The organism is Clostridium sp. HBUAS56017 (genome assembly GCF_007115085.1).
Lineage (GTDB): Bacteria > Bacillota > Clostridia > Clostridiales > Clostridiaceae > Clostridium > Clostridium cibarium.
This window is the reverse complement of sequence record NZ_SULK01000019.1, coordinates 39,053-53,770: the sequence shown is the minus strand read 5'-3', so window position 1 is coordinate 53,770 and position 14,718 is coordinate 39,053. Positions and strand designations below refer to the sequence as shown.

Sequence of the window (14,718 nt, the reverse complement as noted above, 5' to 3'; positions counted from 1 at the left end):
CTCCTATTTTTAATAAATTTAAATTATTTCTTACCTACATGTTTAATGTTTATATTATTGTTAATTTTCATAAGAACACGTTTATATATTTCTATTTCTTCAATTGCAACACCAGATATAATTATTTCAAAAAGACTTCCAAAAAATGGCTCAATCTTCTTCTTAAGACTTACCCCCTTATCTGTTAAATTTAAACAAAAAGCTCTTTTATCTTCTTTACTAGGTTGTCTTACAACCAATCCTTTTCTTTCTAAAATATTTAAAATCCTTGCTAAAGTTGGTTCATCCTTATCTACTTTATGAGCTAATTGCTTCTGGTTAATTTTATTTTCCTGGGATAATTTCAATAATACATTCCATTGTTCAAGAGTAATATCAAATACTTCAAGTTTTGAATTCAAAAAATATATTATTTTTTTATTAGTTTGATTTGTAATCTGTCCTATAGATTCATACATACATTCACCTCCGTATACTTGTTGTAACAATAATTGATATGCTTATTATATGCTTATTACCATTTATTGTCAAATATATATGTGTGTTTATATATTTAGATTAAACATCTACCAAAAACCATATAATATTTAATATCTTTTTTAGTATGTATTTCTTACCTATACCATGTTGGTAGTAATATAAACTATTGAACACATTAAGATTAATAGATAGATAAAAAAGTATAAGAAAACACATAAGAATTCAATTATCTGTATACTTGAATTCTTATGTGTTGTTATTTTCCCCCATTATTACAGCCGTTTTTTGTTCCATTGCTACCCAAACCTCTAGCTGTATAAAAGTTATTCCCCCCCCAAGAATCTTAACATACAAAAAGAGTGGCTTATACCACTCTTTAATTATTTCTATAGAAGTTAAATTTGTTTCTATATTGCACTTAATATCTTTTATTTATTATATTGTATAGGTACACTTCTTAAATATGTTAGTTCCAATTACCATCTTCTTTTTTGTGAATTTACAGTTTAGCTCTCTGCTCTCAATAAACTCTTTTGTTACATTTACAAGAAGTTGCTTCTGCTCTAATTGAACTAAGTAATAGGCTGACATATTGTTTAAAGAATCTGCCATCTGCAATACCCCAGGCTGTACTAGAAAATCAATAATATTTTCAATGAAACTCAGTTTCTTAAGACGTATCAAGGGATATATAATTGCTGCCTTTGGATACTTAGCTCTCACTGCAGCATCATATCTAGAACGGAATTTGCCAATCTTTTCATAATCCTTAATGTTGATAGTTTCTTGTACTACGGAACTCAATAGATTTTCTCCATCATCTAATAAATAATCAATACTAACTCCAAACAACTTGGATATATTTTGAATATTCCCAATATCAGGCATACCTCTATCTGCTTCCCATTTGGTAATGGCTTGTCTTGAAACACATAATTTTTCTGCTAGTTCTTCCTGTGTGAGACTAGCCTTCTTTCTACATTCTTTTATTTTCTTGCCTATACTCATTTTTTATTTAACCTCCTTGTTTATGTGTAAGACTATTATAATGATTATTACCCATAAAAAACAAGAAATACTAGATTACATTAATGATACGCTCTGTAGCATAGCATTATTATCAACCTTTTAATAATTAAAATACACTTGATTTAGAATATTGGAATATCAACACCTGATATTACTTTAACATTATTTTCATATGAATATTCTGAATGAAGGATTGTGAACTCACTTCTATTTGTAATGAAGTAATCTGTCTTTTTAAACATACTTCTCTCATTTTCTTTATTTTCTATACAAATACTAATACTACACATAGAGTTCTCAGTTACTAATTGTTCATCTATAAATTCACTAAGCAAATTGATTAAATTCATATTATTATTTGCAAATTCTTCATCAATGTATAAAATTAACAAATGGTCTGTTTTTAACTTAAAATTATTTATGAATTCTTTAATTACTCTTTCCCAAAGAGAATATTGTTCTGTAAAATCCATAAAAAATAGATATGTATTCTCCTTTTTTGGTATTTCAATATCTTTAATTTTTTTATTATTCTCTAATGCCTCATTATAAAACTTATTACAAAAATCAACGATATTTCTACTTTTAAAGAATTCTCTATTTTCTTTAATCCTTTCATCGCTCCAATTCCACCATTGAATAGTAAGAAGCTTTTCTATTATCTCTTCACTAAATCTATATTTTATTATCTTTGCAGGATTTCCTCCTACTATTGCATATGGAGGGACATCGTTAACAACATGTGAGTTAGCTGCTACAATTGCTCCATTATGAATTGTTACTCCTGCCATAACAGTTACATCATGACCTAACCATACATCATTTTGAATTAATATTTGTCCCTTTTCCTTATATCCACCTTCATAGTTATGCTCATTATTTTCTTTAAATAACTTTGATGTTCCTGTTGATAAATTAAGATAATCGTGCCCTAATCCCATAGTAAAACCCACACCGTGTGCGATTGAAACAAATTGACCTATGTGTAAATTATGAACAGCGTACCCTTTTGATATAGTAAGCTGAACTCCACTAGTAATTTCCCCATCTACTATATAAGAGTCTCTCCCAACACACACTGTAGGAAATGTACTTCCATTACTCATATTAATGTAGTGTCTTTTAGTTTCCGTATTTTTTTCAACTGGTACTGAAAAATTAATAACCATACTTTACCTCTTTTTTATTTATGTTAAAGCTATTTTGTACAAGTTATCTTACTGCTTTTTGCAATGATAATTTATATCATAATGCTCCCTATTATATAATACATTATCGGATGATTCTTCACTCGTGCTGTTTGTGAAATATTTCTGTATTGTTTGTGAAATGTTGCTGTATCTTTTAATCAAGTAGTATTAATATGTATTTTTCATCAATATCTGTATAATATTCTTACAATAAATTGTATACTTATTGTATATGTTAAAAGATTTGCTATTACTATAAAGAGTATATTAGATAGTAAATATAATTTGAGAGGTATATAATGAATTACAATTTTAATGATATAAAAACTTCAAGTACATGGGTAAAAATAAAAAAGATAGAATATGGCTGGTCATCTGATGAAAAATACTACATAGAAGATAATAAAAATATCAAATACCTGCTTCGTATATCTAATGCTGATATCTATGAGGAAAAAAAGAAAGAATTTGAAATCATTAAGAAATTTAACACACTTGATTTTCAAATGTCTAGAGCAATAGAATTTGGATATTTTAATGAACATAAAAATGTTTATATGCTTTTAAGTTGGGTAGAAGGTTGTTCCCTTGAAGAAAAGCTACATTCTTTACCTGAAATAGAACAATATCAACTTGGCTTATATTCAGGTAAGATTTTAAAACAAATTCACAGCATTCCAGTTGATCTTCAAGATGTTCCTTCGGTAAATAGAATTTCTAAAAAATTATTACAGTTACAAAGGTATGAAGATTCATCTGTCCGAATCCCAAATGATGAAATTGCCATAACATTTGTTAAAAACAATATTGATATGTTGTGTAAGTCATCCCCTGTTTATGAACATGGTGATTTTCATGTTGGAAACTTAATATACACACCTGACAAAAGAATTGGAGTTATAGATTTTAACCGTTGGAAATGTGGAGATAAATATGAAGAATTTTATAAAATTCAAAGCTTTGATATAGACCACAGTATTGCCTTCTCAATAGGACAAATCCAAGGATACTTTACTGGAAATCCTCCAATTGATTTTTGGAAATCACAAGCAGTATATGTTGCACATGCATCTTTATATTCAATTAAATGGGCAGAAGAATTTGGACAGAAAGATATCGATGGAATGACCAAACGTTGTCTTGAAGCATTCCATCATTATGATAATTTCAACTTGACAATTCCTAAGTGGTATTTAGAAAATAAAGATAAATATAGGATAGACTTTAAAAGCCTATCCTAATAACTTTGATTTGTTAATTTTCTCTTTACTACGATCTATGAGTATCATAAACTCCCTTATACACTAGCAACATTGCCAATCATAGACTACTTTTGAAAAATCCTCATCAGTGATATCTTTTAACAACTCATATACATAACTCTACATTATTCTATATCCGCTCTTCCACCTATATATGATATAAGCTCCTCATATAATGATTCAATATTGGTAAAAAACCCCTCTTCTCTAGTAGTAGAATCATTATTATCCTGCTTATATTCATTACATATAATTAAAATATCATTTAATATTCTTAATACTTCTTCATCATCTATTTCTTCAATTCTTTCAGAAAATTCATTAGCAAAATTATCACATGTAGATTCTCTTGAAATTACTTTTTCTAACTCTTCCTTTAACTTTAAAATTACTCCAAATTCAAAATCCATCATAGTATTTCCAATACAGTCTATCATTTCAACTCTATCTTTTGAATAACTACATTCTTCATACCAAAATTCAACTTCATCTACCAAATCACTTGGTATATTTCCTTTACAAATAGATTCTAAATATGAATTTGCAAGAGCTATATCAAGATTAAGTGGTTGAATTTCTTTTATAAATTTATAAAAGCTATTTTTAGATTTAGTGTTAATAAGAAAAACTAAAAACTCTTTTAATGATATTTGTTCATTTATAATCTGCTCCTGTAATGAATTTTTGCTTACTTGTGAAAGAAAAATTTTACTGGCTTTAGAGCCGCTTCTTAATTCATATGTGTATAAATTTTCCCTAGATGCAAATTCATAAATATTTTCATAATAAGTTCTAGCAATAGAACCTATTACCCTTCCTAATAACTCTTTAGTTTTTGTTGTATTAATCTCATTGCCAAATATATCTCTTTCAATTTTATCGTCACTTAGATTGGCTTTTATGTAATCTATTAAAATTACTTTTTCAGAGTCATATTGACCTTTAATATTGAATCTTTCATATCTACAATTCTTATAAAAATTGTTAAGTATCTGTAAAAAACCATTTTGTCTAGAATTGAATTTAATATCAATATGCTTTTTTATCCTATCATGTAACCCTTGATGACTGTGTGTAATTAAGCTTCTTTCAAAATCCTCTATTTCATCCTCTGATATATTTTCTACTAATACTATTAATGATTTTTGAAGTCTTTCAATACCAACAGATATAGGATATAGAAATGTAAAAACTTCACTTCCATAGTGAAATGACTCAATAGAATCTAATTCTTTTATTCCATTATAAATAAAAGTTCCAGCTATATCTATTTCTGCCCCCATATTAAAGTTTTTATAATGTTTTATATGATCATTAAATATATTTTTCATCTATAATCCCCCTAGACAATAAGATTTATATTCACGGCATTTTTGTATTATTGATACATATTGGCTAATCTCATTGTATAAAACATGTAGTTTCTTCAAATACATTTCAGCTAGTTGCTTTTGCATATATATAATTTCTTCTCTGTTAGATATTTCTTGCGGTACATCTCCCTCTGAAATTAAGATATATGTACGAGCAACATCATATTGCCTTAGAGCAATTTTCCAACATAGATTGTCCCTGAAGCCTACTATAGATTATTCCTGTACGCACTCCAACATGCACAATTTCATAAACTTGAGGCATGGGTATGCTCATTGTTTGCATTAATTTTGCATTATTGTATTCACGTTCAATAGCGCTATTAGGATATCCTTCATAAAACAATTTGCATACCTTATCATCCAGTTGTTCTAGAACCTCTGCTGTATTTCCCCTACCAATAACTCTCATAATTAATTCCAGCCCCCATATCTATCTGTAATAACTACTTTAAATTATTTATTAATATTTTTAAGACTTTCTAATTACTAATAATCTCTTCCACCAGAAGCATACTCATTCATATATATATCTAGTACACCTCTTGATGGTTGAATCATCGCATCTTCATAATGGCATTTCCACTGTACATTTCTATCCATTTTACCAGCTGTTATTCCATCAACAGTTTCTCCACTCTCTATAGGGTTATTATTATCATAAATATAAGAAAGTAAATTATAAGCATGATTAACAATCCAGTTTTGGTCAATACCATGAAAATGATATTGTAAATCCGGTAAATACAATGTACTCATTCCAATGGTATCTACCATCATGTCATTAGTTCCTTCAATATTAAAGAAGCGAACATTAACCGCAAAATAGATAAAACGGCTCTCTCTTTGAATTTTATGCTCACGGATTTGTGCTGCAGTAAACATCTTGCCAGATGTTTGAAATAGAATTGCCTCACATTGTGGATACATTTCCACAAGAGCTTCCATATAGTCCATTAGCATATCCCCACGTTCTTTATATTCCATTCCACGAGCCAACATATCCATAGCACTAACCTGATATTTACATTCTGCTAAAATCCTATCCCTATCTTCCATGCAATCCCACATCTGACTTTTAGTAAACTCATCGATCTTATGCTCTTCTCTATCTGTACAGCCAGTTATCATAAGTTGAACTGGCATTAAACCTTCTTCAAATTCTAATTTATGCTTCTTTACCGCAAAACCACAAATATCTTTATTATGACAGAAACATTCCACATCACCCAAATGTTTTTGCATAACTGAAGTCATAATTTCCTTATTAGGCATGTCGCATTTCTCTCTCATTAACAAATGTATAACAAATACAGAACCTGGTGATTCTTTATGACTTAGATCTTGCTGAAATACATCATGTGTTTTCTCTTGTTTCTTAAACTTATCAAATAATCCCATACATTCTCCTTCTATTCACTTTGATAATATATATTTAATCCTTGGTTGTATTTCCAAAAATCACTAAAGTAATTATAACATAAGCTAATGATATAAAAAGCATCATTTCCTTAACTTTAATACTTAAAAAAATTCTTTTAATTTTGTTTCTCAATTGTAATTACATATATTATAATGAAATAAATGTTATAATCAGATATAAATTATGCTGAAGTAAGCGTTATCTAACTAAAATAATTATTTAGGAGACAATTATGTGTACAAGTTTTATTTATCGAGGACAAGATACGATTATTGGAATTAATTTTGATAACAATGGCATGAAATATTCTATTGATACTAAGAATCCTAGCTGGTTTACTGTGCAAGTTGATGGAGGTCGTGGAAAATATCCATCATTTGGAGTGGATCGTTTTGGTAGGTTCTTTAATAATCTTGTAGTTAATTCAAATGGAAAAGGTTTATACAGAAGACCAAGCAAAAAAGTTACTCATACAACTAAACTTATAACAGATATACTTAAAGGAGTAATTTCCACTGAAAACTTAGAAGAATATTTAAGAAATGTTGAAGTTGTTAATGTCCCAGATTGGAGTTGCCATAATATGATTTGTGATTCCAATGGTAATGCTTGGGTAGTAGAACCTGGTCGTGGTAATATAAGTAGCCCAGCTAAATCTTCACCATTTTTTGTTATGACAAATTTCTCATTATGGGATTATTTAAATGAAAATGTTGAATGCAATTGTGACAGGTTCAAATCAGTAACGAGTGCATTTGAAAAAGCAGAGCAAGTAAATGTTGAAACAGCATTTAGTATACTTGATTCTGTAAGTCAAAGAAATGGAGAATGGATTACTACATTTTCTATGGTCTACTCAAAGAATTTAAATACAGTATATTATTGTTTAAATGGTGATTTTAATGAACGGTTTGAATATAAGTTTTTATTATCCTAAAGTTTGTGCTAGCAAATACTAATATAATTTGCTAGCCTCTTCACATAGCTTTTTTACTTTTGGATTAATTGTAGCTACCATGAGCAATCCCCTTTTAATTATTCTATTATTCAACTTTTCTATAATTTTTAAGTAGTCCTCTTTTGACATCTTGATTAATTCATCTAAATCATTTATTTTATTATAATCATCCTTATATATAAAATAATTTTCTGCATCAAACCATTTTTTCCATTCAATCATCATGTCTTTATTTACTCTCTTATTTATAAAAGATAAATTATTCACTTTATTTATTAGAATATCAAGAAAATCAGATATACTTTTTGTGGTGCCTTTAATGCTATTAAAAAGTGAATTTGGACATGGCATGAAATTTCCAAAACTATGAGTAAGTGATGCAAATCTTTGAATATGTACGTTTTTATTAGCCTCTTTAAATTCCATATAATGCTCACTCAAATATTTATTAGAATAGGCTCTTTGTCCTAGCATACCTTGAACCATTATCACATTACTATCACTTATTCTAAATTTTTCTGGATAAAACTTTGTTAATGAAAGTAAATAAACATACAAAAAAGAAGTAATAATATCATGATATTCTTCATTATCCCAATTCAATGCCCTGTATATATTATTTGCTCTAATACTGTTTTCTATATGAATACCCTTTAAATTCTTCCAATCAAAGATTAATTTAATATTATCATTATGCTCACTATTTAATTCAAATTTCTTAAAATCAAACTGAGCCAACCTTAGAACATCTTCTCTTGAAGATTGTTCATTTAATTTTTTAATTTCTTTAACTATATCATTCATAAATTATGCTCTCACTCTAAATCTTGATTTGTCTATCATAATGTAATTTTTTATTTCTTATAATACTGAAACATCTTTTGATAAAGTTCTCTTGTTTGTCTTTCATCTCCATACAACAAAGGATCATCAGCATAAGACATAGTCCAAAATGGTTCTTTATTCGCAATATCAGATGGCAACACTCTCCATAATGAGTACATTTTTGATCCAAAGATTCGTATATCCATAGCATCTTTATAATAAATTTCTTCTAACCTACTGAGCAAAAAGCAGCCAAAGGTATCATAATCAACATTATTATCTAAACAGTAGTTAAAAATAATTTTAATTGTACCTTCCATATCTAAAGTTCCCCACTCTAATTCTAATAGCAAATCATTATCAGGATGTTTTAAAAAAAGCTCATCAAGATATTCATTATATTCTGCATCCGACACTAATTCCAAATGCAACAAAATAGCATATGATAATAATACTTCAATCATAATATCTTCTCCACAAATTACCATTTAGTAGTTATTTTTGTCACTATTAATTTACATTTCCTATGAATTAATTAGTAATTATTATATCTCACATAAATTATTAAAATAAGTAAGGCAATAGTATATTGCTGCATTACTTATTTTTTACATATTATACATAGATATAGTTGAACACTTTTTTCAATTTCGTTGAAGTTAAAGGCAAATGGGTCTGGTCTATTACTTTGAATTAAACCAGAATTAGTATTTTCTAATGTAAATTTAGCTTTTTTAAAAATTTTTTTAATGTATCAACTTTAAGTGCTTGTACTATTGCTTCAATTGTCGAGACTGCCAAATAACCTTCATTTATCATTTGTTTATGATATTTCTCTGGTTTACTAATTCCACACTCATACAAAAAATATTTTACATATGCAGTAACAGTTTCTTTCTTTTTAAATAATCTACTTAAAATACCCATTTGTTCTTCATCCTCTCCCAAAACTTCTATTCGTTTTTCAGCACTTCATCCTTGTATCTCCAACAAAATCCTCCTGCATGCTTCTGCATCCCTTTGGCAGCATCTCTTATACTCTTAGAATTAACTCCTGTCTCTCTAACTGCTGATGCTACCGTTTCATATTCTTGAATAATTGTTCCATCATCATTTAATTGAATAATTCCTCTACCAACTCTTTTCCTATTTGAACACATACTTTCATTATTATTTGTATTTTCAGGCATCTTCTTCTGTTTCGCTAATACTTTATTTTTTTTCTTTTCTTCTTTCTCTCTTTGCTTTTCTTCTATTACTCTTTTCTTTTCCTGTTCAATTGCTATATTATTTTTTATTCTCTGTTCTGCTGAAGAAAGTAATCCTTCTATTTCACTATTCTCAATTTTGGTTAACATTGCTATGCATTCTTCTGCAGACTTTTTTGCACGTTCTCCATTATCCAAATAATAATTCATAGCTTTATAGCATTCTTTAAAAGAACTTACTATAAATGAAGATAATATATTTAAATCAAAAGGACTTTCAAGAAATACCCTTACGAAATCACTTCCACCTTCACTTTTAGTGCACGGTTCTTGTGAAAGCTCTAATCCATTTGCAGACTTTTTATCGATGATTATGTATTTTCCCTTTTTAGCTATTTTAAATTTTAAAAACGAATATAGACACGAAACATCAATATAGTTTCCACTATTCTTCCTATATCTTATCCAACTTACATCCTCACCATTATCTCTAATAATTTTTTGGATATACCCGCATATTTCAAGTTCTTCTTCACTAGGCTTAATCTTTTCCATATTCTTTCTTTGTTCATTGATTTCCTCGTCTAATTTAAACAATATATTACAAAGGATTTTCCCACATATTTTAGCATCCGATAAAGCCCTATGCGCATTATCATTTGCTAAACCAAGATGTTTTTCAATTGTACCTTGTTTATAATTTGTAAGTCCTTTAATATGTTTTCTAGATAAACTAAGAGTGTCAACATAATCAAAACTTGCATCTACCCCCATTCTTTTTAATGTACTTATAAGAAATCTGAAATCAAAACTTGCATTGTGTGCACACATAATTATTTTTTTCTGAGAAGCCTCCCCTAAAAAATCTAATAATTTAGGATAAACTTCATTCTCCTTTGGAGCTGTACTAATCATTTGATTTGTAATATGATTTACTTTAGTTGCAGCACTCGGAACATTAATTTGTGGATTTACTAATGTGCTAAATTCCTCCGTAGGCTGACCATCTATAAATCGAACAGCACCTAATTCAATAATCCTATCATATTCAGAATTTAGGCCTGTTGTTTCAACATCAAATGCAATAAATGATCTATGCAACATTTCTATTGTTTTTGAATTTATATTTATAACATCAGCACTTACATTACCTTGATGAACAACCTGGTCTTCCACATTCTGTATTGATAAATTTTGTAGCTTAACATCTGATTTCTTTCTTTTTTTCTTAAATATATCGAAAAAACCCATAGCCTTCTCCCCCCCTATTTTTAACTGAATTACTCATAAGTTCATTAACTATATATTACTCTTTTGTTTTCCTCAATTCCACTGATAATCCAATTAATTCACAAACTACTCTCTTTTTATTTTGGTTCTCCAAATATACGCTTCCCCGTCCAGTTATATCTGACTTGATTCTCTATGATCCTCATTCGGTAACTTTAATCTTAAATCTTAAGTATCTGATTAATAGTCTGCCTCATAATACTTACGTCTATCTTAGTTTTTATTGTTGGCTCTGTTAGATATAATTGTTGATTTATAGTAATAATAATAGGTAGTTAAATTTAAACTACCTATTGCTTGTCTATTTAATAACTTTAGATATATAAATCCATTAATATTTCATCATAATAATCACCATTAATATTAAAGAAATTTTTATGAACGCCTACTTCTACAAATCCATGCTTTTTATACAGTTTAATGGCATTATGATTATCCTCTTTAACACCAAGACTAATATTCTTTATAGATTTATTATCTTTTGCAAATTTTATTAACTGCTCTATAGCAAAACTACCAACTCTGTTTCCCCAATATTCTTTTTTTACTGAAATTGCGAGTTCACTATTATGACCTATTCTTTGTCTGTTCTCACTACTTATTTGAGAAACACTCACAATTCTATTATCAATTACACCTAACAACATAAGAGAGTTTTTATCTTTATTAATATTTTCGATATATGCTCTCTCTTGTTCAATTGTAAGTTTAAACTCACCTTCTCCAAAAAGTAAATTATTACTTTCTCCACCAACAATATTCAAATATTCAATAATATCGTTAGCATCGTCTACTGTTGCCTTTCTCAAAATTAATTGTGATCCATTCTTCAATTCAACTTTATCAATAATATTGTCAATATGTTTTATGCTCATAAACTCAACCCCTTTGAAAATTATTATAACTATAACACCAGCATAAATATATAATATTATATACAAATTTAGGCATATTAACAACTTTTTGTTGCATAAACAAGAGTTCTGTTTTTATACTCATAATGTCCTCTCATTATTCTTTTATGGTCTAATGCAAGGTTCTTAGCAAATTGAATATTACTATTTGCGTTATTCAATATTAATCCTTTTTGTCTTTATTTTGTAATATAATTGTATTGTACCAAAATTATACAAACAAAAAAATTTTCATCTATAGAAAGCAGTTTATCTTGATGATACTTTTGAAAAATATTAATGAGAAATTGAAAGATAATAGAAAAGATCATACATACAAATAAATATGCCAAGTTTTTAAAAAGAATCGATTTAGATGCTGTTAATAAAATGCGTAATGATGAATTACAGAAATATCACTTTTTAAATTATGATTTAGGAGAGGACTTCGTACATAACAGCTTTGGATTCTGTATAGAAAAGGATAAGAAAGTATTATCAGCTTGTACCCCATGTTTACTATCAAAAAAATCAGCTGAAATTTCTATAATAACAAATTCTAATTTTAGAAAGAAAGGTCTTGCTGCTCTTGTAGTGCAAAATTTATTTTATATTGTCTTGATCATGATTTAACCCCTCATTGGGATGCTGCAAATTATCCTTCATATTTACTAGCTCAAAAATTGGGGTATAAATTTATTGGTGAATATAAAATATATTATCTAAAATAATCGCAAGTAGATATTTATTTGAGTTCTCCAACTCAATTTATTATTTTTACTATCATATGAGAAATACCATTCATATAAAATGGATAGTATTGTCTCATATCTAATAGTTTTATTTCTTCCATGCTGGAAGTTTATCTAACATCTCTTTTGCTACATTATTTGCAGCACTCCCATCTAATCCTTGAGTTTTTATAATATACCCTGTCATAGATTCTAACTTTTCCTCATAAGATTGCATTGTTCCATCTGGTTTTGCACAATAAATACAATAATCTTTGCTTTCATCTCCCATTGCATAATCACTTTGAGTTTTCATTGGCATTCCACAAGCTATACATGTTTTCATATTATTTTTCCCCTTTCTATTTTTTTAGTAAATTTAAAAATAATAATTTTTTCCAATCTTCTTGTCCAAAATATGCTGTAATATATCTCATCTCAATGTACTAAAAATTTAAAGCCTACAACCATAAAAATAGCTTCCAATAAAACCATACATACATTTAATATTAAGGCAATATAACCTATTTTATTCTTATTTAGCTTTAAAGAAAGTACTGATAAAAACAGCCCTATAGGACATAAATAGAAGGGTAAAAAATATGCTCCTGTTGAAATTTTTATATAAGGTATAAATTTTAATGGTATATCTACAATTACCATGATTGTAAATAATATTATAACTAATGATACTTTTGAAAATATATCACTTAACTTTTTATTATTTTTCAACATAAACTTCCCTCAATTAAAATGTTGGGTCACTAGTATTAGTTATACTTGACCAATCAGCATCAAAATATACAGTATCATTTCCATTTACCCACTGATTTGCATCTTTTGATAGCGCTATTTTTCCATTCACATTAACTTCTAAAGAATCTAAATACCATGCTTGTCCAATTGAATAATCTTTATGTTTCTTTTCAAGCCATACCTTGTCAACTAAATTAGGTGAAAAATCCATATCATTTATATATAAGTAATATTCATCATTATCTCCATTTTCAAAGTCATTATAAAATGCTTTATCTAATTTCCATTCTTTAGTATCACCAGTTTTTAATTTAATACCAAAATATATATCATCATCAGTTCCTGCACCAGATTTTGTTCCTGTTTTCACTATAGCTGTAAGTGAGCTAATTGGAGATTCACTTGCTCCAACATCCAAGTTCCATCTATCAGTAAAATTACTATACTCTCCACTTTCAGCCTGCTCTAATAATTTGGTGCATTGATTTTCTGCTGTAGAAAAAGCTTTATTTAATCTATCTTTTCTTCCATTTTCATTAAGATAATCTACAGCAACTTTATAATCAGTGTAAGTATATCCTATACCACTATTTAAACCTGCTAATAAAACATTACACCATCCATTTTCTTCTGATGTTGACGCTGAAGTATTATAAATTTTTTGTGAAACATTATTCATTAAATCAAAAGGAATACTTCCGGTTTTAGAATATATATTTGCCAAATTTTTATTTATATATAAATTCTGATCTTGGTTTCCTAATGTAGCCCAAACATATGGATCTGCCATTTTCTCTAATTCGCTATGTCTACTACGTGTATCTTCATTATCTAAATACACACCACATTCTGGATTAACATAAATACCATGACAGGCTAAATCACCACTTACATGAGATACCCATCCAGCTGCAAAAGCTATTTTTTTCTTATCTCCACAATCTAGAGCTTCTTTTAATTGTTCTTTAGCAAAACTGCCTACTTTATAATAGTGATATCTATCAGCCCATGGTGCATATCCCCCAAGTTCAGATGGTTGAAAATATCCTAAATCAGGGCCGAGCGATCCCCAAGCTGCTATATTAGGATATTCTCTTAGTGCTTGTCCTATTATACTTGCTGAAGACAGATTACTTTTTACTTTCTGAATTAATGCATAATGTGCTGCTGGTTGGAATGACTTAGCTTCTTTTGAATCTATGCTCAAAACCCCCAATACAACTATGCACCCTATAATTGATCTTATAATTTTTTTCATTCTAAAATCCCCCTCTTTACACACTTTTTTGGTGCAAATTTT

Annotated in this window: 17 protein-coding genes; 3 read left to right on the top strand and 14 right to left on the bottom strand. The window is 28.3% G+C overall.

The genetic code is table 11. The features are described 5' to 3' along the window. Nucleotides 1-23 precede the first annotated feature (23 nt). The 3 genes from FAY47_RS15170 to FAY47_RS15160 form a co-directional block, all read right to left on the bottom strand. Nucleotides 24-458: a MarR family transcriptional regulator gene (locus FAY47_RS15170; RefSeq protein ID WP_143317747.1), complete on the bottom strand. Its 435-nt coding sequence runs from the start codon at nucleotides 456-458 to the stop codon at nucleotides 24-26. 457 nt (nucleotides 459-915) lie between these two features. Further along, on the bottom strand, nucleotides 916-1,488 hold the full coding sequence (locus tag FAY47_RS15165) for a helix-turn-helix transcriptional regulator (protein WP_143317746.1): 573 nt from the start codon (nucleotides 1,486-1,488) through the stop codon (nucleotides 916-918). Nucleotides 1,489-1,631: 143 nt separating this feature from the next. Then, nucleotides 1,632-2,678 (bottom strand): CatB-related O-acetyltransferase, encoded by a 1,047-nt coding sequence (locus tag FAY47_RS15160; protein ID WP_143317745.1) that lies wholly within the window; start codon nucleotides 2,676-2,678, stop codon nucleotides 1,632-1,634. 320 nt (nucleotides 2,679-2,998) lie between these two features. Between FAY47_RS15160 and FAY47_RS15155 the strand changes: the two genes are divergently transcribed. Further along, nucleotides 2,999-3,940, top strand: a complete 942-nt coding sequence (locus FAY47_RS15155) for a phosphotransferase (protein WP_143317744.1) — start codon at nucleotides 2,999-3,001, stop codon at nucleotides 3,938-3,940. Nucleotides 3,941-4,086: 146 nt separating this feature from the next. Here the strand turns inward: FAY47_RS15155 and FAY47_RS15150 are convergent, their stop codons facing one another. The 3 genes from FAY47_RS15150 to FAY47_RS15140 all read right to left on the bottom strand — a co-directional run bounded on the left by FAY47_RS15150 (nucleotide 4,087) and on the right by FAY47_RS15140 (nucleotide 6,735). After that, a complete protein-coding gene (locus FAY47_RS15150; RefSeq protein ID WP_143317743.1) occupies nucleotides 4,087-5,292 on the bottom strand; it encodes a hypothetical protein in 1,206 nt (401 codons plus the stop codon). Between the two features lie 202 nt (nucleotides 5,293-5,494). Continuing rightward, on the bottom strand, nucleotides 5,495-5,746 hold the full coding sequence (locus tag FAY47_RS15145) for a hypothetical protein (RefSeq protein WP_143317742.1): 252 nt from the start codon (nucleotides 5,744-5,746) through the stop codon (nucleotides 5,495-5,497). Between the two features lie 77 nt (nucleotides 5,747-5,823). Continuing rightward, nucleotides 5,824-6,735, bottom strand: coding sequence for a DUF4261 domain-containing protein (locus tag FAY47_RS15140; RefSeq protein WP_143317741.1), 912 nt, complete (start codon nucleotides 6,733-6,735; stop codon nucleotides 5,824-5,826). Nucleotides 6,736-6,989: 254 nt separating this feature from the next. Here FAY47_RS15140 and FAY47_RS15135 point away from each other — a divergent pair, with 254 nt between their 5' ends. Further along, nucleotides 6,990-7,694 (top strand): hypothetical protein, encoded by a 705-nt coding sequence (locus tag FAY47_RS15135; RefSeq protein ID WP_143317740.1) that lies wholly within the window; start codon nucleotides 6,990-6,992, stop codon nucleotides 7,692-7,694. 18 nt (nucleotides 7,695-7,712) lie between these two features. On the opposite strand, the gene FAY47_RS15130 is transcribed toward FAY47_RS15135, so the two are convergent. The 5 genes from FAY47_RS15130 to FAY47_RS15110 all read right to left on the bottom strand — a co-directional run bounded on the left by FAY47_RS15130 (nucleotide 7,713) and on the right by FAY47_RS15110 (nucleotide 11,913). Continuing rightward, complete coding sequence (locus tag FAY47_RS15130) at nucleotides 7,713-8,519, bottom strand: hypothetical protein (RefSeq protein WP_143317739.1); 807 nt, start codon at nucleotides 8,517-8,519, stop codon at nucleotides 7,713-7,715. Nucleotides 8,520-8,569: 50 nt separating this feature from the next. Then, entirely contained in the window at nucleotides 8,570-9,004 is a 435-nt protein-coding gene (locus FAY47_RS15125) for a hypothetical protein (RefSeq protein ID WP_143317738.1), read from the bottom strand. A gap of 250 nt (nucleotides 9,005-9,254) precedes the next feature. Then, the gene (locus FAY47_RS15120; protein ID WP_207706251.1) at nucleotides 9,255-9,488 is read right to left on the bottom strand and encodes a hypothetical protein; all 234 of its coding nucleotides are present in this window, start codon (nucleotides 9,486-9,488) and stop codon (nucleotides 9,255-9,257) included. 5 nt (nucleotides 9,489-9,493) lie between these two features. Next, nucleotides 9,494-10,999: an exonuclease domain-containing protein gene (locus FAY47_RS15115; protein ID WP_143317736.1), complete on the bottom strand. Its 1,506-nt coding sequence runs from the start codon at nucleotides 10,997-10,999 to the stop codon at nucleotides 9,494-9,496. A gap of 353 nt (nucleotides 11,000-11,352) precedes the next feature. After that, a complete protein-coding gene (locus FAY47_RS15110; protein ID WP_143317735.1) occupies nucleotides 11,353-11,913 on the bottom strand; it encodes a GNAT family protein in 561 nt (186 codons plus the stop codon). A gap of 333 nt (nucleotides 11,914-12,246) precedes the next feature. Here FAY47_RS15110 and FAY47_RS15105 point away from each other — a divergent pair, with 333 nt between their 5' ends. Continuing rightward, nucleotides 12,247-12,564 (top strand): GNAT family N-acetyltransferase, encoded by a 318-nt coding sequence (locus FAY47_RS15105; protein WP_347562803.1) that lies wholly within the window; start codon nucleotides 12,247-12,249, stop codon nucleotides 12,562-12,564. A 207-nt stretch (nucleotides 12,565-12,771) separates the two neighbouring features. Here the strand turns inward: FAY47_RS15105 and FAY47_RS15095 are convergent, their stop codons facing one another. The 3 genes from FAY47_RS15095 to FAY47_RS15085 form a co-directional block, all read right to left on the bottom strand. Beyond that, nucleotides 12,772-13,008, bottom strand: coding sequence for a zinc ribbon domain-containing protein (locus FAY47_RS15095; protein WP_143317733.1), 237 nt, complete (start codon nucleotides 13,006-13,008; stop codon nucleotides 12,772-12,774). Between the two features lie 92 nt (nucleotides 13,009-13,100). Further along, nucleotides 13,101-13,397, bottom strand: coding sequence for a hypothetical protein (locus FAY47_RS15090; RefSeq protein ID WP_143317732.1), 297 nt, complete (start codon nucleotides 13,395-13,397; stop codon nucleotides 13,101-13,103). 13 nt (nucleotides 13,398-13,410) lie between these two features. Then, the gene (locus FAY47_RS15085) at nucleotides 13,411-14,676 is read right to left on the bottom strand and encodes a zinc dependent phospholipase C family protein (protein WP_143317731.1); all 1,266 of its coding nucleotides are present in this window, start codon (nucleotides 14,674-14,676) and stop codon (nucleotides 13,411-13,413) included. Nucleotides 14,677-14,718: the final 42 nt, after the last annotated feature.

What these genes read in the sequence shown, in the direction of transcription:
- FAY47_RS15115 (WP_143317736.1), bottom strand. Translation starts at nt 10,999, where the DNA reads ATGGGTTTTTTCGATATATTTAAGAAAAAAAGAAAGAAATCAGATGTT.
- FAY47_RS15140 (WP_143317741.1), bottom strand. Translation starts at nt 6,735, where the DNA reads ATGGGATTATTTGATAAGTTTAAGAAACAAGAGAAAACACATGATGTA.
- FAY47_RS15090 (WP_143317732.1), bottom strand. Translation starts at nt 13,397, where the DNA reads ATGTTGAAAAATAATAAAAAGTTAAGTGATATATTTTCAAAAGTATCA.
- FAY47_RS15160 (WP_143317745.1), bottom strand. Translation starts at nt 2,678, where the DNA reads ATGGTTATTAATTTTTCAGTACCAGTTGAAAAAAATACGGAAACTAAA.
- FAY47_RS15135 (WP_143317740.1), top strand. Translation starts at nt 6,990, where the DNA reads ATGTGTACAAGTTTTATTTATCGAGGACAAGATACGATTATTGGAATT.
- FAY47_RS15085 (WP_143317731.1), bottom strand. Translation starts at nt 14,676, where the DNA reads ATGAAAAAAATTATAAGATCAATTATAGGGTGCATAGTTGTATTGGGG.
- FAY47_RS15155 (WP_143317744.1), top strand. Translation starts at nt 2,999, where the DNA reads ATGAATTACAATTTTAATGATATAAAAACTTCAAGTACATGGGTAAAA.
- FAY47_RS15145 (WP_143317742.1), bottom strand. Translation starts at nt 5,746, where the DNA reads ATGAGAGTTATTGGTAGGGGAAATACAGCAGAGGTTCTAGAACAACTG.
- FAY47_RS15165 (WP_143317746.1), bottom strand. Translation starts at nt 1,488, where the DNA reads ATGAGTATAGGCAAGAAAATAAAAGAATGTAGAAAGAAGGCTAGTCTC.
- FAY47_RS15150 (WP_143317743.1), bottom strand. Translation starts at nt 5,292, where the DNA reads ATGAAAAATATATTTAATGATCATATAAAACATTATAAAAACTTTAAT.
- FAY47_RS15110 (WP_143317735.1), bottom strand. Translation starts at nt 11,913, where the DNA reads ATGAGCATAAAACATATTGACAATATTATTGATAAAGTTGAATTGAAG.
- FAY47_RS15125 (WP_143317738.1), bottom strand. Translation starts at nt 9,004, where the DNA reads ATGATTGAAGTATTATTATCATATGCTATTTTGTTGCATTTGGAATTA.
- FAY47_RS15095 (WP_143317733.1), bottom strand. Translation starts at nt 13,008, where the DNA reads ATGAAAACATGTATAGCTTGTGGAATGCCAATGAAAACTCAAAGTGAT.
- FAY47_RS15130 (WP_143317739.1), bottom strand. Translation starts at nt 8,519, where the DNA reads ATGAATGATATAGTTAAAGAAATTAAAAAATTAAATGAACAATCTTCA.
- FAY47_RS15170 (WP_143317747.1), bottom strand. Translation starts at nt 458, where the DNA reads ATGTATGAATCTATAGGACAGATTACAAATCAAACTAATAAAAAAATA.